General features: G+C 61.0%; 17 protein-coding genes. 10 read left to right on the top strand and 7 right to left on the bottom strand.

The window, feature by feature from the left end; all coding sequences use genetic code 11:
• Nucleotides 1–35 precede the first annotated feature (35 nt).
• The 5 genes from miaB to lnt all read left to right on the top strand — a co-directional run bounded on the left by miaB (nucleotide 36) and on the right by lnt (nucleotide 5,665).
• Nucleotides 36–1,364 (top strand): tRNA (N6-isopentenyl adenosine(37)-C2)-methylthiotransferase MiaB, encoded by a 1,329-nt coding sequence (gene miaB / locus AOA62_RS00925; RefSeq protein WP_099547593.1) that lies wholly within the window; start codon nucleotides 36–38, stop codon nucleotides 1,362–1,364.
• A 165-nt stretch (nucleotides 1,365–1,529) separates the two neighbouring features.
• Complete coding sequence (locus AOA62_RS00920) at nucleotides 1,530–2,534, top strand: PhoH family protein (protein WP_017136065.1); 1,005 nt, start codon at nucleotides 1,530–1,532, stop codon at nucleotides 2,532–2,534.
• A complete protein-coding gene (gene ybeY / locus AOA62_RS00915; protein WP_056861975.1) occupies nucleotides 2,527–2,985 on the top strand; it encodes an rRNA maturation RNase YbeY in 459 nt (152 codons plus the stop codon). Before AOA62_RS00920 ends, ybeY begins: the two co-directional genes overlap by 8 nt.
• A 43-nt stretch (nucleotides 2,986–3,028) precedes the next feature.
• On the top strand, nucleotides 3,029–3,868 hold the full coding sequence (locus AOA62_RS00910) for an HlyC/CorC family transporter (RefSeq protein WP_010206772.1): 840 nt from the start codon (nucleotides 3,029–3,031) through the stop codon (nucleotides 3,866–3,868).
• Between the two features lie 273 nt (nucleotides 3,869–4,141).
• Nucleotides 4,142–5,665, top strand: coding sequence for an apolipoprotein N-acyltransferase (gene lnt, locus AOA62_RS00905; protein ID WP_099547654.1), 1,524 nt, complete (start codon nucleotides 4,142–4,144; stop codon nucleotides 5,663–5,665).
• A gap of 149 nt (nucleotides 5,666–5,814) precedes the next feature.
• Here the strand turns inward: lnt and AOA62_RS00900 are convergent, their stop codons facing one another.
• Nucleotides 5,815–6,576, bottom strand: a complete 762-nt coding sequence (locus AOA62_RS00900; RefSeq protein ID WP_099547592.1) for a YdcF family protein — start codon at nucleotides 6,574–6,576, stop codon at nucleotides 5,815–5,817.
• 105 nt (nucleotides 6,577–6,681) lie between these two features.
• Nucleotides 6,682–6,993, bottom strand: coding sequence for a hypothetical protein (locus AOA62_RS00895; RefSeq protein ID WP_017136061.1), 312 nt, complete (start codon nucleotides 6,991–6,993; stop codon nucleotides 6,682–6,684).
• Nucleotides 6,994–7,255: 262 nt separating this feature from the next.
• On the opposite strand from AOA62_RS00895, the gene leuS reads away from it, so the two are divergent.
• From leuS to AOA62_RS00870, 5 genes are all read left to right on the top strand, one after another.
• Nucleotides 7,256–9,862 carry a leucine--tRNA ligase gene (gene leuS, locus AOA62_RS00890; protein WP_017136060.1) on the top strand — a complete coding sequence of 869 codons (2,607 nt, stop codon included), beginning with the start codon at nucleotides 7,256–7,258 and terminating at the stop codon, nucleotides 9,860–9,862.
• Nucleotides 9,863–9,950: 88 nt separating this feature from the next.
• The gene (lptE, locus tag AOA62_RS00885) at nucleotides 9,951–10,556 is read left to right on the top strand and encodes an LPS assembly lipoprotein LptE (RefSeq protein ID WP_099547591.1); all 606 of its coding nucleotides are present in this window, start codon (nucleotides 9,951–9,953) and stop codon (nucleotides 10,554–10,556) included.
• 39 nt (nucleotides 10,557–10,595) lie between these two features.
• Nucleotides 10,596–11,633 (top strand): DNA polymerase III subunit delta, encoded by a 1,038-nt coding sequence (holA, locus tag AOA62_RS00880; RefSeq protein WP_017136058.1) that lies wholly within the window; start codon nucleotides 10,596–10,598, stop codon nucleotides 11,631–11,633.
• Between the two features lie 230 nt (nucleotides 11,634–11,863).
• Nucleotides 11,864–12,028 (top strand): alternative ribosome rescue factor ArfA, encoded by a 165-nt coding sequence (arfA, locus tag AOA62_RS00875; RefSeq protein WP_003176285.1) that lies wholly within the window; start codon nucleotides 11,864–11,866, stop codon nucleotides 12,026–12,028.
• Between the two features lie 61 nt (nucleotides 12,029–12,089).
• Nucleotides 12,090–13,415 carry a lytic murein transglycosylase gene (locus AOA62_RS00870; RefSeq protein WP_099547590.1) on the top strand — a complete coding sequence of 442 codons (1,326 nt, stop codon included), beginning with the start codon at nucleotides 12,090–12,092 and terminating at the stop codon, nucleotides 13,413–13,415.
• 124 nt (nucleotides 13,416–13,539) lie between these two features.
• Here the strand turns inward: AOA62_RS00870 and AOA62_RS00865 are convergent, their stop codons facing one another.
• The 5 genes from AOA62_RS00865 to AOA62_RS00845 all read right to left on the bottom strand — a co-directional run bounded on the left by AOA62_RS00865 (nucleotide 13,540) and on the right by AOA62_RS00845 (nucleotide 17,791).
• Nucleotides 13,540–14,472, bottom strand: a complete 933-nt coding sequence (locus AOA62_RS00865; protein ID WP_099547589.1) for an LD-carboxypeptidase — start codon at nucleotides 14,470–14,472, stop codon at nucleotides 13,540–13,542.
• A 119-nt stretch (nucleotides 14,473–14,591) separates the two neighbouring features.
• Nucleotides 14,592–15,593 carry a lipoyl synthase gene (gene lipA, locus AOA62_RS00860; RefSeq protein WP_057444888.1) on the bottom strand — a complete coding sequence of 334 codons (1,002 nt, stop codon included), beginning with the start codon at nucleotides 15,591–15,593 and terminating at the stop codon, nucleotides 14,592–14,594.
• A 26-nt stretch (nucleotides 15,594–15,619) separates the two neighbouring features.
• Nucleotides 15,620–16,267 (bottom strand): lipoyl(octanoyl) transferase LipB, encoded by a 648-nt coding sequence (gene lipB, locus AOA62_RS00855; protein ID WP_056861968.1) that lies wholly within the window; start codon nucleotides 16,265–16,267, stop codon nucleotides 15,620–15,622.
• On the bottom strand, nucleotides 16,267–16,548 hold the full coding sequence (locus AOA62_RS00850) for a DUF493 domain-containing protein (RefSeq protein WP_017136054.1): 282 nt from the start codon (nucleotides 16,546–16,548) through the stop codon (nucleotides 16,267–16,269). Before AOA62_RS00850 ends, lipB begins: the two co-directional genes overlap by 1 nt.
• A gap of 85 nt (nucleotides 16,549–16,633) precedes the next feature.
• A complete protein-coding gene (locus tag AOA62_RS00845; protein WP_017136053.1) occupies nucleotides 16,634–17,791 on the bottom strand; it encodes a D-alanyl-D-alanine carboxypeptidase family protein in 1,158 nt (385 codons plus the stop codon).
• Nucleotides 17,792–17,920: the final 129 nt, after the last annotated feature.

Here is a 17,920-nt window from a genome sequence, read left to right as displayed (position 1 = left end):
AATGCGCGGTTCTTTACCACCAGTTGACGATTCCCATGGCCAAGAAGCTTTACATCGAAACCCACGGTTGCCAGATGAACGAGTACGACAGCTCGCGCATGGTCGATCTGCTGGGCGAACACCAGGCCCTGGAAGTCACCGCCCGCGCCGAAGATGCCGACGTAATCCTGCTCAATACCTGCTCGATCCGCGAGCGTGCCCAGGACCGTGTGTACTCCCAGCTGGGCCGCTGGCGTGAATTGAAACTGGCCAACCCGGAGATGGTGATCGCCGTCGGCGGCTGCGTGGCCAGCCAGGAAGGCGCCGCGATCCGCGACCGCGCCCCCTATGTCGACGTAGTTTTCGGCCCGCAAACCCTGCACCGCCTGCCGGAAATGATCGACGCCGCACGCATCACCAAGCTGCCGCAGGTGGACGTGTCGTTCCCCGAAATCGAAAAATTCGACCATTTGCCCGAACCGCGCATCGACGGGCCGAGTGCCTATGTGTCGGTCATGGAAGGCTGCAGCAAGTACTGCACCTTCTGCGTGGTGCCCTACACCCGTGGCGAAGAAGTCAGCCGGCCGTTTGACGACGTGCTGTCGGAAATTATCCACTTGGCCGAAAACGGCGTGCGCGAAGTGACCTTGCTGGGCCAGAACGTCAACGGCTATCGCGGCCAGACCCACGACGGGCGCCTGGCCGACCTCGCGGAGTTGATCCGCGTGGTGGCAGCGGTGGACGGCATCGAGCGTATTCGCTACACCACCTCGCACCCGCTGGAGTTCTCCGACAGCCTGATCCAGGCGCACGCCGAGGTGCCGGAGCTGGTCAAGCACCTGCATTTGCCGGTGCAGTCGGGTTCGGACCGCATTCTGGCGGCGATGAAGCGCAACCACACCGCCCTGGAGTACAAATCCAAGCTGCGTAAATTGCGCGCCGCCGTGCCGGGCATCTGCATCAGTTCGGACTTCATCGTCGGCTTCCCTGGCGAGACCGAGAAAGATTTCGAGCAGACCATGAAGCTGATCGAAGACGTCGGCTTCGACTTCTCGTATTCGTTCGTCTACAGCCAGCGTCCAGGCACGCCGGCAGCGGACTTGGCGGATGACACGCCGGAATCGCTGAAAAAAGAGCGCTTGAACGCGCTGCAACATCGCCTGAACCAGCAAGGTTTCGAGATCAGCCGACAAATGGTCGGTTCGATCCAGCGCATCCTGGTAACCGACTACTCGAAAAAAGACCCGGGCGAATTGCAAGGGCGTACCGAGAACAACCGGATCGTCAACTTCCGCTGCGACAACCCGACTCTGATCGGCCAGTTTGCCGATGTGCACATCGATGCGGCCCAACCGCACTCGCTGCGTGGGTCGCTGATCAACTGACCTCAAGACATATGAGGATCAAATGTGGGAGCTGGCTTACCAGCTCCCACAGTGGATCTTCATGGTTCTTGAGATTGAGCCAGCCTATATAAGTGCTTTCGCACGCCGAGCGCTGGCGTTATCCTCTCTTTCACCTAAACAGCCATAGGGCGGCTAAAAGCAACCTTGAACGCACCCATAGCAGAACCCCATCGTTTTCTCCTCGAGCCGTTTGAGGCTCGCCGTTTCGCCAACCTGTGCGGACAGTTCGACGAGCACCTGCGCCTGATCGAACAACGCCTGAGCATCGAGATCCGCAACCGCGGCAATCAGTTCGAGCTTATTGGTGAACCCCAGCACACCACGTCTGCAGAAAACCTGCTGCGCCGCCTCTACCGCGAAACCAAGGGTAGTGAGCTGTCGCCGGAGACCGTGCACCTGTATCTGCAGGAATCCGCCGTGGAAGACTTGGCCAACAACCCGGTGGCCGAAGCCAGCGTGGCCCTGCGCACCAAAAAAGGCATGATTCGCCCTCGCGGCTTGAATCAGCAGCGCTACGTCAAGGAAATCCTCGGTAACGATATCAACTTCGGCATCGGCCCCGCCGGTACCGGCAAGACCTACCTGGCCGTGGCCTGCGCGGTCGACGCCCTGGAGCGCGAGCAGGTGCGACGCATCCTGCTGGTACGCCCGGCGGTCGAGGCCGGCGAGAAGCTTGGCTTCCTGCCCGGCGACCTGGCCCAGAAGATCGACCCGTACCTGCGCCCGCTCTACGACGCGCTGTACGAGATGCTCGGCTTTGAATACGTGGCCAAGTTGATCGAGCGCCAAGTGATCGAGATCGCCCCGCTGGCCTACATGCGTGGTCGCACCTTGAACAACAGCTTCATCATCCTCGACGAGAGCCAGAACACCACCGTCGAGCAGATGAAAATGTTCCTCACCCGTATCGGTTTCGGCTCCACCGCCGTGATCACCGGCGACGTCACCCAGGTCGACCTGCCCAAGGGCACCAAGTCCGGCCTGGCCCAGGTGATCGACGTGCTCAAGGACGTGCCAGGCATCAGCTTCACGCATTTCATGCCCAAAGACGTGGTTCGCCACCCGTTGGTGCAGCGCATTGTCGAAGCCTACGAGCGCTTTGAGCACCGCGATGACGCGCCCGCCAAAGACGTGCGCCGCGATGCTTGAGCTAGACCTGCAACTGGCCACCGAAGCGCCCGCCCCCAGCGAAGCGCAGTTCCGTCAATGGTGCGCCCTGGCCCTGCGCCAGCGCACCGCCGACTCGGAACTGACCATCCGCCTGGTGGACGAGCCCGAAGGCCGTGAACTGAATCACACCTGGCGCCAAAAGGATTACGCGACCAACGTGCTGTCCTTTCCCGCCGACGTGCCGGATGAGTTACTGGATATCCCGTTACTGGGCGACCTGGTGATCTGCGTCGAAGTGGTAGAGCGCGAGGCGAAGGAACAAGGCAAGGAACTTGAGGCCCACTGGGCCCATCTAGTCATCCACGGCTGCTTGCATCTCTTGGGTTACGACCATATAGACGATGACGAAGCCTGCGAAATGGAAACACTGGAACAAACGTTGCTTGCTGAACTGGGTCACCCTGATCCGTATGCAGACGACGAAAACTGAAACTACACATAACTGACACAACAAAGGATTTAGAGTAATCGCTATGAGCGAAGACCGATCGAGCAACGGGCAGAAGTCATGGCTGGGTAAACTGACCCAGGCTTTTGCCCACGAGCCGAAAAACCGCCAGGAGCTGCTGGAGCTGCTGCGCGAGGCCCATCAGAACAAGTTGCTGGACAGCGAAGCGCTGGCCATCGTCGAAGGCGCCATCCAGGTGGCTGACCTGCAGGTTCGGGACATCATGGTCCCGCGTTCGCAGATGATCAGCATCAAGGCGACCCAGACCCCACGGGAATTCCTCCCGGCCGTGATCGACTCGGCGCACTCGCGCTACCCGGTGATCGGTGAAAGCCATGACGACGTCATGGGCGTCCTGCTGGCCAAGGACCTGCTGCCGCTGATCCTCAAGGAGAACGGCGACAGCTTCAACATCAAGGACCTGCTGCGCCCGGCCACCTTCGTGCCTGAATCCAAGCGCCTGAATGTGCTGCTGCGCGAGTTCCGCGCCAACCACAATCACATGGCCATTGTGATCGACGAATACGGCGGCGTGGCTGGTCTTGTGACCATCGAAGACGTGCTCGAGCAAATCGTCGGCGACATCGAAGACGAGCACGACGTCGAAGAAGACAGCTACATCAAGCCGCTGCCCAGCGGTGATTTCCTGATCAAGGCGCTCACGCCGATCGAGAACTTCAACGAGTTCTTCGACAGCGAATTTTCCGACGATGAGTTCGACACCGTGGGTGGTTTGGTGATGAGTGCGTTCGGGCACCTGCCAAAACGTAACGAAACCACTGAGATTGGCGCTTATCGCTTTCGCATTCTGAATGCGGATAGCCGTCGTATCCACTTGATCCGCCTGACTCCGATTGCCCGCTAAGGAAGGGGTGGGGCATCAGCTATTTCCTGTGTCGCGTTGCCCCTGAGAGCGGGCCAGGCAAGGCGCAGGCCGCAGGGAATGGCGTTCCCTTTTCAAGGCCTGCAACGCAGCATGGCCCGCTCTCAGGGGCAACCCGAAGGGCCGGGCCTGCTGCGGCACAGGGCTGCGTTACTCGTCGTTCATTTGGAAAAACCAAACCACACTCCTCGCGCCTTGCCCTGTGCCGCAGCAGGCCCGGCGCGACACAGGAAATAGCTGATGACCCACCCCTACATGCGCCGTCTGATTGCACCCGGCTGGCCCGGTAACCTGCTGGCCGTGGTGGCCGGCGCCATCACTACTCTGGCGCTGGCGCCCTTCGATCTGTGGCCATTTGCGCTACTGGCCGTCGGGCTGTTCTATGTGGGACTGCGCGAGCTGACGCCACGTCAGGCCCTGGGCCGTGGCTGGTTTTTCGGTTTTGGCCTGTTTGGCGCCGGCACCAGTTGGATCTACTACAGCATCCACCACTTCGGCGGCGCTTCGGTGTTGCTGGCTGGCTTTTTGATGCTGCTGTTTACCGCCGCGATTGCCTGGTTCTTCGCCCTGCCCGCTTGGCTGTGGGCACGCTGGCTGCGTCGCAATGAGGCGCCGCTGGCCGATGCGCTGACCTTTGCGGCGCTGTGGGTTGGCCAGGAAGCGTTCCGTGGTTGGTTCCTGACCGGTTTCCCTTGGTTGTACTCCGGTTACAGCCAACTCGATGGCCCGCTCACCGGCCTTGCGCCACTGGGCGGCATGTGGCTGATCTCCTTTGCCCTGGCGCTGACGGCGGCCGTGCTGTGCAACCTGCCGCGCCTGCTGGCAAGCAAGCGCAACGGCTTCATCGGCGCAGGCTTGGTGTTGTTGGTTGCACCCTGGGCCATCGGCCTGGCGCTCAAGCATCATGCCTGGACCTCGCCCTCGGGCGCCCCACTGACGGTGGCGGCGATCCAGGGTAATGTCGAACAGAGCATGAAATGGGACCCCGCGCAGATCGACGCGCAGTTGGCGCTGTACCGCGACATGAGTTTCAGCTCCAAGCCGGTAGACCTGCTGGTATGGCCGGAAACCGCGGTGCCGGTGCTCAAAGAGTCAGTCGAAGGCTACCTGGGCATGATGGGCAAGTTTGCCGCCGACCGGCACTCCGCGCTGATCACCGGCGTACCGATTCGCCAGGAAGTGCACCACCAGAAGCGCTACTTCAACGGCATCACGGTGGTGGGTGAAGGTGATGGCACTTACCTCAAGCAAAAACTGGTGCCTTTTGGTGAATACGTGCCGTTGCAAGACATGCTGCGCGGGCTGATCGCCTTCTTCGATTTGCCAATGTCGGACTTCGCCCGCGGCCCGTCCGATCAGGCGATGCTGCAGGCCAAGGGCTATCAGATTGCGCCGTTCATTTGCTATGAAGTGGTGTACCCGGAATTCGCCGCAGGCCTGTCGGCCCAGAGCGATTTGCTGCTGACCATCAGCAACGACACCTGGTTCGGCCGCTCCATCGGCCCGCTGCAACACCTGCAAATGGCGCAGATGCGTGCATTGGAGGCTGGCCGTTGGATGATCCGCGCCACTAACAATGGGGTGACTGGTTTGATCAACCCATTTGGGCAGATTACCGCGCAGATCCCGCAGTTCGAGCGTGGGATTCTCTACGGCGAAGTGGTGCCGATGCACAACCTGACGCCGTACCTGCAATGGCGCTCGTGGCCGTTGATCATTGTGTGCCTGGGCTTGTTCGGCTGGGCGCTGCTGGCGGCCCGGATGTCGAAAACCGTCTAACGAACGGCATAAAACCAATGTGGGAGCTGGCTTGTGTGGGAGCGGGCTTGCTCGCGAAAGCGGTGTGTCAGTCAACATATCGTCAACTGACACACCGCTTTCGCGAGCAAGCCCCACATGAACCGCTTTCCACATTTGAAATTGCGGCGTTATCGGTAAAACACCCGATACCCCACCTGCCCCACCGCCTCATTGATCAACTGCCCGCTGCGCCACACTGACACAAACTCGGGCATCCAGCCGCCCAGCGGTCGCGCATTGTCTACGCCCAAAAAGCCCACCGGCCCTGGCACTACCGTAAAACCGGCCTTCTCGAAGCTCCATACCGCACGCGGCATATGCCAGGCCTGGGTGACCACCACCACGCGCTTGATGCCTTGCGGCAACAGGATTTCGGCGCTCATCTGCGCGTTTTCCCAGGTGGTGCGGCTGCGCTCTTCTTTCCAACGCACGGTGACGCCAAAGTCATCCTGCATCGACACCGCCATCAGCTCAGCCTCACTGGGTGGCGTGCCGTAGTGCAAGCCGCCGCTGGTCAGCACCGGCAAGCCGGAGGCCTTGGCCAGACGCGCAGCATAACGCTGGCGCTCAAGCCCAGTACCGGTGGGTTGATCGGAGCCCCACGCGGGGTCACCGCGCTCACGCCCCGACCCCAGCACCACAATCGCGTCAGCGCGCTGGGCCAGCGTCGCCCATTCTTCACGGGCCAACGGCGGCTCGGTCTCCAGGGCATGCGCGCCCCACTGCACCATCACCGGCAGGCTGATCAACCACAGCCCCCCGAACCCCACGGCAAAGCAGCATCCGGCCAGGCGCGGGCGACTTTTACGCAACCACCAGGCAAGCGCCAGCAGCAGCAAAAAGAGGCCGGGCGGCAAGAGCAATTGTTTAATGAAATAACGAAAAGGCATCGGGCATCTCCAAAGATGCCCGAAGCCTAGATGCAACGGGGTTTAGCGACAATCTTTACCAACCTGTTTCGAGAACGACTCAAAGGATAACGCGGTGCTCCACGTTTACCGTGCGACCCGACGCTTATCGGGACCGCGACCAGCAGACACATCTTTCAGCCAGATCACCTTGGCCGAACGCAAAGGCTCTTGGGCGGGCGGGGCAGCCCGTTCCTGAGAGGCACGGTGGTGATTCAATTCCAGGTAGCACTTGATCAATTCAAGTTCTGCCTGGCTCAAGCCTCGCAACTCCAGCTCCAGAGGCCGCTCATCACGCAATCGGCCTGCGGTTCTTGCGGCATCCAATGCCCGACCCAAACGGTCGATCAGTCCTTCATACAATTGCGGTTTCATTAAAGTTCGCTGCGATTCAACCATCCCCTCACCTCATTGAAGATAAGACTCACTCCCCAATAAACAGCGTAGTCCCCATGGCTGCGCCTGCCTCGCGCCGCGACAGACGGCCCTCGCCGCGCAATCAGGGTTTCCCTCGATAGAGTGGGGTCATGTATGCTACGGCGCTTCCTGTAACTCCACTTCCCGCAGGGTTTGGGCACGGACGCGCCGCTTTTTGGTGTCGATCAACCTGAATGTTGTACCGAAGAGGATTAGGCCACCCCTATTCAGTTCAAAAGTAGCCATGCACGAACAATATCAGCCCCGTGAAATAGAAAATGCCGCCCAAACCTTCTGGGACGAGCAAAAGTCCTTTGAAGTCAGTGAACAGCCAGGCAAGGAGACTTACTACTGCCTATCGATGTTCCCTTACCCCAGCGGCAAGCTACACATGGGGCACGTGCGTAACTACACCATCGGCGACGTAATTTCCCGCTACCAGCGCATGCTCGGCAAAAACGTCCTGCAACCTATGGGTTGGGACGCCTTCGGCATGCCGGCGGAAAACGCCGCGATGAAAAACAACGTGGCGCCCGCCAAGTGGACCTACGAAAACATCGCCTACATGAAAACCCAGCTGCGCAGCCTGGGCCTGGCGGTGGACTGGTCCCGCGAAGTGACCACCTGCAAGCCCGATTACTACCGCTGGGAACAGTGGCTGTTCACGCGCCTGTTCGAAAAAGGCGTGATCTACCGTAAAAACGGCACCGTGAACTGGGACCCGATCGACCAGACCGTACTGGCCAACGAGCAGGTCATCGACGGTCGCGGCTGGCGCTCCGGCGCGGTGATCGAAAAGCGCCAGATCCCGATGTACTACTTCAAGATCACGGCCTACGCCGATGAACTCTTGTCGAGCCTCGATGACATGCCGGGCTGGCCTGAGCAGGTCAAGACCATGCAGCGCAACTGGATCGGCAAATCCAAGGGCATGGAAGTGCAGTTCCCGTACAACGTCGACTCGATCGGCGAAACGGGCGCACTCAAAGTCTTCACCACCCGCCCCGATACCCTGATGGGCGCGACTTACGTCGCCGTGGCCGCCGAGCACCCGCTGGCCACCCAGGCTGCACAGAACAACCCAGAGCTTTCGGCGTTCATCGCTGAATGCAAAGGCGGCAGCGTGGCCGAAGCCGACGTTGCCACCCAAGAGAAAAAAGGCCTGCCAACCGGCCTGTTCGTCGAGCACCCACTGACGGGCGAAAAACTGCCGGTGTGGGTCGCCAACTACGTGCTGATGCACTACGGCGATGGCGCAGTCATGGCTGTGCCGGCCCACGACGAGCGCGATTTCGAGTTCGCCACCAAGTACAGCCTGCCGATCAAGTCGGTCGTGCGTACCAGCTCGGGTGATACCAACCCGGCCCCGTGGCAAGACGCCTACGGCGAACACGGTACGCTGATCAACTCCGGAGAGTTCGACGGCCTGGACTTCCAGGGTGCCTTCGACGCCATCGAAGTTGCCTTGATCAAAAAGAACCTCGGTGCCTCGCGTACCCAGTTCCGCCTGCGCGACTGGGGCATCAGCCGCCAGCGCTACTGGGGCTGCCCGATCCCGATCATCCACTGCGAAACCTGCGGTGACGTGCCGGTGCCGGAAGACCAGTTGCCGGTGGTACTGCCCGAAGACGTGGTGCCGGATGGCGCCGGTTCGCCATTGGCGCGCATGCCTGAGTTCTACGAGTGCACCTGCCCTAAATGCGGCGCACCTGCCAAGCGTGAAACCGACACCATGGACACCTTCGTCGAGTCCTCGTGGTACTACGCCCGCTACGCCTCGCCACACTATGAAGGCGGCCTGGTAGAAAAATCCGCAGCCGACCACTGGTTGCCGGTGGATCAATACATCGGCGGCATCGAACACGCGATTCTTCACCTGCTCTACGCGCGCTTCTTCCACAAGCTGATGCGCGACGAAGGCCTGGTGAGCTCCGATGAGCCGTTCAAGAACCTGCTGACCCAAGGCATGGTGATCGCCGAGACTTACTATCGCCGCGAAGCCAATGGCGCCTACACCTGGTTCAACCCGGCGGACGTCGAGCTTGAGCGTGACAGCAAAGCCAAGGTCATCAGCGCCACGCTGAAATCCGACGGCCTGCCGGTGGAAATCGGTGGCACCGAGAAGATGGCCAAGTCCAAGAACAACGGCGTCGACCCACAGTCGATGATCGATCAGTTCGGCGCCGATACCTGCCGCCTGTTCATGATGTTCGCCTCGCCGCCCGACATGAGCGCCGAATGGTCCGACTCCGGCGTTGAAGGCTCGCACCGCTTCCTCAAGCGCGTCTGGCGCCTGGCGCACGCCCATGTCAGCCAGGGTTTACCGGGCAAACTGGACGTGGCGTCGTTGAGCGATGAGCAAAAAGCCATTCGCCGCAGCACCCACCTGGCCATCCGCCAGGCCAGCCAGGACGTGGGCCAGAACCACAAGTTCAACACCGCCATCGCTCAGGTGATGACACTGATGAACGTGCTGGAAAAAGCCCCGCAAGCCACCGAACAGGACCGCGCGCTGGTACAGGAAGGCCTGGAAGCTGTGGTGCTGCTGCTGGCGCCAATCACGCCGCACATCAGCCATGAACTGTGGAGCCGCCTGGGCCACAGCGACGCGGTCATCGATGCGCGCTGGCCGGTGCAGGATGACAGCGCGCTGGTACAGGACACATTGCAACTGGTTATCCAGGTTAACGGTAAACTGCGCGGCCAGATCGACATGCCTGCCAGCGCCAGCCGTGAAGACGTGGAAGCCGCAGCGCGCATCAACGAAAATGTGCTGCGCTTTACCGAAGGCCTGACGATCCGCAAAGTGATCGTAGTGCCGGGCAAACTGGTCAACATCGTCGCCAGCTAATCGGATCGGGCGCAGGGCTTGAGCCCTGCGCCGAACTAAACCTTTAAGGCCTCGATAAGGCCCACATGGTTTCAAGGGGAGCAACAAAATGATCAAACGCAATTTGCTGGTGATGGGCCTCGCTGTGCTGCTGAGCGCTTGCGGCTTCCAGCTGCGTGGCACCGCCACCAATGAACTGAGCATCAAGGAACTGGACGTCAGCGCACGCAACGCCTACGGCGAGACCGTGACCCAGCTGCGCCAGGCCCTGGAAAGCAGCGGTGTACGCGTCGGTTCCGGCGCGACTTACAAACTGAATCTGGTGGACGAGAAAGAAACCCAGCGTAACCTCAGCTACGCCAGTGCAGGCCGTGCGTCGGACATTGAGCTGAGCACCCTGGTCGTCTATGAACTGCAAGGCCGCGACCACCTGCCATTGATGGGTGACAAGGTTGAAGTGCAGAAAGTCGTGAGCCACGACGGTAACAACCTGGTGGGCTCGGACTCGGAGATCATCCAGGTTCGCAAGGAAATGCGCCGTGAGGTGATCCAGCGTCTGATGATTCGTCTGCAACAGCTGACGCCAGAGAAACTGGCCGCCTTGCAACTGACCGCCGACAACAAGGCCAAGGCTGACGCCGATGCCCTGAAAGCTGCGCAAGAATACGAAGACAACACGCCGAAACAATCGCCTGCCGAAGTCCCTGTCGAGTAAGCCAGACGGGGCGCCCCTGGCGCCCCGTTTGCCCCGCCTATGAAACTTGCCCCCGCCCAACTCGCCAAGCACCTGCAAGGTGGCCTTGCGCCTGTCTATATCGTCAGCGGTGATGACCCGCTGCTGTGCCAGGAAGCGGCCGACGCGATTCGCACCGCCGCACGCCAGCAAGGCTTCGATGAACGCCAGGTGTTCAGCGCCGACGCCAGTTTCGACTGGGGCACGCTGCTGCAAGCCGGTGCGAGCATGTCGTTGTTCGCCGAGAAACGCCTGCTGGAACTGCGCCTGCCTTCAGGCAAGCCGGGTGACAAGGGCGCGGCGGCGTTGATGGAATACTGCTCACGCCCCGCTGAGGACACGGTACTGCTGATCAGCTTGCCCAAGCTTGATGGCAGCGCGCAGAAAACCAAGTGGGGCAAGGCGCTGGTAGAAGGCCCGCAAACCCAGTTCATCCAGATCTGGCCAGTAGACAGCAACCAGTTGCCGCAATGGATACGTCAGCGCCTGTCGCAATCAGGGCTGTCGGCAACGCAAGATGCCGTCGAGCTCATCGCCGCCAGGGTCGAGGGCAACCTGCTTGCCGCCGCCCAGGAAATCGAAAAGCTCAAGCTGATGGCCGAAGACGGGCAGATCACCGTCGAAACCGTCCAGGGCGCGGTGGCTGATAGCGCGCGCTTTGATGTGTTCGGGTTGGTGGACGCGATTCTCAATGGCGAACCCGCCCACGCCCTGCGCATGCTCGAAGGCTTGCGCGGTGAAGGTGTGGAACCGCCGGTGATTCTGTGGGCGCTGGCTCGAGAGTTGCGAGTGCTGGCCAATATTGCCCTGCAATACAGCCAAGGCACGCCGCTGGACAAATGCTTCAGCCAGGCCAGGCCGCCGGTGTGGGACAAGCGCAAACCCCTGATGAGCAAAGCCCTGCAACGCCACTCGGCGCAACGCTGGGCGCAGCTGTTGTTGGAAGCGCAACGCATCGACGCGCAGATCAAAGGCCAAGCGGCAGGTTCGCCGTGGATGAGCCTGAGCCGTTTGTCACTGTTGATGTCTGGCCAACGCCTGACACTCCCCGCCGAATAACCCCACTGTCCCCTTGTGGGAGCTGGCTTGCCTGCGATAGCGGTGTGTCAGCCACTACATTTTTGCTGATGGACCGCTATCGCAGGCAAGCCAGCTCCCACATTGACCGTGCCCACTTGAATAGGTGAAACCACCTACACATCGCCGGGCTTTACAGCCGCGCCACTTCGGCAGATGATTTGCACCGCTTCACCCCACCTCAAGCCCCCCACCTCGAGAGAGTACCGACCATGAGCAAAAAGCCATCCAAGCATGGCCCCAACAAGGCCAAATCCATCATCGCCCAGCCACTGTTCCGCAGCCGTCAGGAACGCGCCGGCAAGGGCAAAGGCAGCTACCGCCGCGAAGCCTTCCAGTCTAATAGCTGGGAGGCTTCTTACTTTCTGGCTGCCTGAAGGCAAGCGCCCCTCCGGCATGATAAGGTCTGTACTTGATTTGTAATCCCTGGACCTGTGCATGCCCTCTAGCCTTTCCCGTCGTTGGCACCTTCGCCAATTGATTGCTGCCTCCAGCCTCATTCTGCTTGTCGCCTGCGCCGAAAAACCCACCGCCGCGGACGCGCAACCCCTGCCAAAGCTCCAGACCGTGCCTGCCGTCGCGCCTGCCGTGGTCCCCCCTTTGGCCGTGGACAATCTTGATATCCAGCCGACCCAGACCTTTGCCGAATGGCAGGCTGGCTTTCGTGCGCAAGCCCTGAGCGCGGGGATCACACCCGCCGTCTTCGATAACGCCTTTGCTGGCGTGACGCCCGATATGGCGGTGATTCGCGCCGATCGCAGCCAACCGGAATTTTCCCGCCCGGTGTGGGAATACCTCGATGGTGCCCTGTCGCCAGTACGCGTGCGTAATGGCCAAGCGTTGCTGATCAAATACGCCGATATCCTGCAGCGCATCGAAGAGCGTTATGGCGTTGATCGCCAGGCGCTGGTTTCGGTGTGGGGCATGGAAAGCAACTTTGGCCAGTTCCAGGGCAATAACTCGGTGATCCGTTCGCTCGCGACCCTGGCCTATGAAGGCCGCCGCCCGGCATTCGCCCAGGCGCAACTGCTGGCGGCGTTGCAGATCATCCAGCATGGCGATATCTCTGCCGACCAGATGAAAGGTTCGTGGGCCGGGGCCATGGGCCAGACCCAGTTCATCCCGACCACCTACAACACCCATGCCGTGGATTTCGATGGCGACGGTCGCCGCGATATCTGGAACAGCCCGGGCGACGCCCTGGCCTCCACTGCGCACTACCTGCAAAGCTCCGGCTGGCAACGCGGCCAGCCGTGGGGCTTTGAGGTGAAACAACTGCCGACGAACTTCGATTACGCCCTGGCCGACGGCGGCATACGCAAGACCGTTGGCGAGTGGATGAGACTCGGTATCCAGCTGCCACCTGGCGCGAGCATGCCACCGAACGTCGAGCACCTGTCAGCTGCCCTGCTGCTGCCGGCCGGCTACCGTGGCCCAGCGTTCCTGGTGCTGGATAACTTCCGCGCGATCCTCAAGTACAACAACTCGTCGTCCTACGCGCTGGCCGTAGGCCTGTTGTCGGAGCGGTTTGCTGGCGGCGGAGTGATTCGTGGCGATTGGCCCAAGGATGAACTGCCGCTGAGTCGCTCCCAGCGTATCGACCTGCAGACGGTGCTGAGTGCCAAGGGCTATGACGCGGGCAACCCGGACGGGATTATCGGCGCCAACACGCGCAAGGCGATCCGGGCGGCGCAGCAGTCGTTGGGTTGGCCGGCGGATGGGTTTGCGACAGTGAAGCTGCTGGAGTCGTTGCAGAGCCGCTGAGACCACGATCGTTCCCACGCTCCGCGTGGGAATGCCGCCTTGGACGCTCTGCGTCTGCTCTTGAGGGGGTGACGCGGAGCGTCACGGGATGCATTCCCACGCAGAGCGTGGGAACGATCGACGCTCAGGGCTTGAACACTACATCCTGCTCCAACACCAACTGCTGCTCCCCCGCATCCAGACGCACCAGCGCGCCCAGCGGCAGCGTCAGGTTCGGATCGCAGTGCCCGCTGCGCCAGCCGGACAACACAGGAATGCACAGCGGCTCGAAGGTCTGCTTGAGCAGCCGCTCCAACGCCGCCTTATCCACCCCCGATACATCCCCGACCAACACGCCGGCCACCTGAGCCAGTTTGCCCGCCAGGCGCAAGTGCGTCAGCAGCCGGTCAATTCGGTAGAGTGGCTCGTTGACGTCTTCGATAAACAGAATGATGCCTTCGGAGTCGATCCCAAACGCCGTGCCCATTACCGCGGCAATCATCGACAGGTTGCCGCCGAGCAAACGCCCGCAGGCGACACCCGGCTCAATCGTGGTCAGTGGGTAAGCAACCGGGTGTGCCAGCACGCTGCACTCGCTCAGTTGCCCACGCAACATGCTGAACAACGACGACTCTGTGGGCTGCTGCTTGTCACCGAGCAGATCGGCATTAAGCATCGGCCCGTGAAAGGTCACAAAACCCGCGTAGCGGTTGATGGCCAGGTGCAACGCGGTGATGTCGCTGTACCCCACAAATGGCTTGGGGTTGGCTCTAATCAGGTCAAAATCGAGCCGATCCAATAGTCGCGGGGTGCCATAGCCGCCACGCAGGCAGAAGATGGCATCGATTTCGGGATCGGCAAACGCCGCATGCAAATCGCGCAGGCGCACCTCGTCACTGCCGGCCAGGTAGCCATCGCGCTCATACACACCGGGGAATATGCGCAGCTCATGGCCACGGGCGCGCATCCACTGGCCGGCTTTTTCAACATCCAGTGCGGCAGGGCCGGCGGGGGCAATCAGGCCAATTACGCCTTCGGTGCGCAGGGCAGGCACGGCAGCCGCGAGTTGAGTCGTCATCCATGGTTCTCCGTGGTTGGATACCCAGGCACTCTAGCCAGTGATGGTTGCAAACAGAAGGGAGAAAAGGAGGGAAACTCTGTAGGAGCAGTTCGGCTGCTCCTACAGAGGGGAAACGCTTACGAAACCAGGCTCGCCTTGACCAGCTTGGCTTGCTCATCGGCGTGGTACGAGGAACGTACCAGCGGGCCCGAAGCCACGTTCTTGAAGCCCATCTTGTAACCTTCCTCGGCGAACCAGGCGAAGGTGTCCGGGTGCACAAAACGCTGCACCGGCAAGTGGCTGCGCGACGGCTGCAGGTACTGGCCCAGGGTCAGCATGTCGATGTCGTGTTCGCGCATGCGCTTCATGACTTCGATGACTTCTTCGTCGGTCTCGCCCAGGCCCAGCATCAGCCCGGATTTGGTCGGGATGTGCGGCATCATCTGCTTGAATTTTTGCAGCAGGGTCAGCGACCACTGGTAGTCCGAACCTGGGCGCGCAGCTTTGTACAGACGTGGCACGGTTTCCAGGTTGTGGTTGAACACATCCGGTGGCTCGGCCGCGGTGATTTCCAGCGCGACGTCCATGCGGCCACGGTAGTCCGGCACCAGGGTTTCGAGCATCACGTTCGGCGACAGCTTGCGGATCTCGCGGATGCAGTCGGCAAAGTGCTGGGCACCGCCGTCACGCAGGTCGTCGCGGTCTACGGAAGTGATGACCACGTATTTGAGTTTCAGGTCGGCAATGGCGATGGCCAGGCTTTCCGGCTCGTTGACGTCCAATGGCTTCGGCCGGCCGTGGCCAACGTCGCAGAACGGGCAACGACGGGTGCAGATGTCACCCATGATCATGAAGGTGGCGGTGCCGCCGGAGAAGCATTCGCCCAGGTTCGGGCAGGAAGCTTCTTCGCACACGCTGTGCAGTTTGTGCTTGCGCAGCAGGGCCTTGATACGGTCGACTTCCGGCGAAACCGGGATGCGCACGCGGATCCAGTCAGGCTTCTTCGGCAGTTCGGTGGTCGGGATGATTTTCACCGGGATGCGTGCAACCTTCTCGGCGCCGCGCAGCTTGACGCCGGCTTCGACCTTGGCACGCGGGGCCGGGGCCGGACGCTCGGTGATGTCCAGCGTCGGGATCATGGTTTGCACTGCATCAGTAGTCATAATCAGTCGATTCCGCCCGTAAGGGTCGTCTGCTCAGCATAGTCGAGGTGTTTGACGAGCTGCGCACGCAGCCGGGCACTTACCTCGGCAAATTTAATCGGTGTGGCGTGGTCGCTCAGTTGAGTCATCGCCAGCCCGGCGTAACCGCACGGGTTGATGCGCCGAAACGGCGCCAGGTCCATGTCCACATTCAGGGCCAGGCCATGAAAGGAACAACCATGGCGAATGCGCAAACCGAGGGAGGCGATTTTCGCGCCGTCCACGTATACACCGGGTGCATCGGGCTTGGCCGCGGCAGTCACGCCGTAACTGGCCAACAGCTCGATCAGGCAAGCCTCCATGCGGCTTACCAGGTCACGTACGCCATAGCCCAGCTTGCGTACGTCCAGCAATAGATAAGCGACAAGCTGACCAGGGCCATGGTAAGTCACTTGGCCACCTCGGTCGACCTGCACCACCGGAATATCACCCGGCAGCAGCAGATGCTCAGCCTTGCCGGCCTGGCCCTGGGTGAAGACCGGCGGGTGTTCCACCAGCCAGATTTCATCCGGGGCCGAGGTGCCGCGCTCGTTGGTGAAGCGCTGCATGGCATGCCAGACCGGCTCATAGGCCATCTGGCCGAGCTCGCGAAAGCCCAAAACCTGTGACATCACAACACCATGTGCACGAAGCCGGTGGCCCGCAGTTCACTGTTGATGTCGTAGAGCTGGTCTTGACCGGTTGCCACGATGTGCAACTGGATCGTGGTGTACTTACCGTTGGAGCTCAAACGCTCGTCAACCCGGTTGTCGTTGATCGTCGCGTGTTTACGCACGATCTCGAGAATCTTGTCTTTGTTGCCCACACCGGTATCGCTGATCACCTTGACGGGATAATCCACGTTGGGGAATTCGATCTTTGGCGCCTTTACTTCTACTTCTTTATCGGTCATGGCAGAACAGCCTCGTAAGCGCTAAGCCGTGGCGACGGGCAAAGCCCCGCGCTGGATCAACGCGGGGCTTTGCAGGTGCGCACAATCAGTTGAACAAGCCGTAGAAGAATAGACGGATGCTATCCCACACGCGGCGGAAGATACCACCTTCGTCGACGGCGTCCAGCGCGATCAGGTCGGCGCTATGCACCACCTTGTCATCGAGCTTCACTTCGACTTTACCGATCACGTCACCCTTGGCGATTGGAGCGACCAATTGCGGGTTCATGGTCATGCTGGCCGCGAGCTTTTTCAGCTGGCCTTTAGGCATGGTCAGGGTCAGGTCATCGGCCAGGCCGGCCTTGACTTGGTGGGTCGCGCCTTTCCATACCGGGGCTTGGGCCAGCTCGGCACCCTTCTGGTAGAAGGTCTGGGTTTCGAAGAAGCGGAAGCCGTAAGTCAGCAGTTTTTGCGTCTCGGCCGCACGGGCCTGCTCGCTGTTGGTGCCGAATACCACGGCGATCAGGCGCTGGCCGTCACGTACGGCGGACGACACCATGCAGTAGCCGGCTTCGTCGGTGTGGCCGGTTTTCAGACCGTCGACGGTCTTGTCACGCCACAGCAGCAGGTTACGGTTAGGCTGCTTGATGTTGTTCCAGAAGAATTCCTTCTGGGAGTAGATCGCGTAGTGCACCGGGTCGACACGGATGATCGCGCGAGCCAGCACGGCCATGTCGTGAGCCGACGAGTAGTGCTCCGGGTTCGGCAGGCCGGTCGGGTTCATGAAGTGGCTGTTGGTCATGCCCAGGTCGCCGGCGGTCTTGTTCATCAAGTCGGCGAACGCGTCTTCGCTGCCGGCGATGTGCTCGGACAGGGCCACGCTGGCGTCGTTACCGGACTGGATGATGATGCCGTGCAGCAGGTCGCTGACGGTAACCTGCGAACCGACCTTGATGAACATCCGCGAACCGCCGGTGCGCCATGCGTTTTCGCTGACGGTAACCGGGTCATTCTCGCCGATCTGGCCGCGACGGATTTCCAGGGTCGCGATGTAGGCTGTCATCAGCTTGGTCAGGCTGGCCGGGGGCAGGCGCTGGTCACCGTTGTTCTCGACCAGCACGTTGCCGCTGGCGGCATCCATGAGGACCCAGGCCTTGGCGGCCAATTGCGGGGAAGCTGGCACCATTTCAACCGCCCAGGCGGCCGGGGTGATAATCAGCGAAAGAAGCAGGCACGTGCGTTTGGCTAAGGTGGTGATGTTCATCCGTCTCTCGAAATTGCTTATGGAAACTTGCCCTCGCGGGCAAAACTATTCAGACAGCCCGCTGCCAGACTGTCGCGTGTTCGGTTGCCCGCTCACCCCTTGCCCCTGGGTTTTTATTGTTCACGAGCC

The sequence above is a fragment of the Pseudomonas sp. 2995-3 genome (genome assembly GCF_002742565.1).
Lineage (GTDB): Bacteria > Pseudomonadota > Gammaproteobacteria > Pseudomonadales > Pseudomonadaceae > Aquipseudomonas > Aquipseudomonas edaphica.
This window is presented reverse-complemented; position numbering and strand designations above follow the sequence as displayed.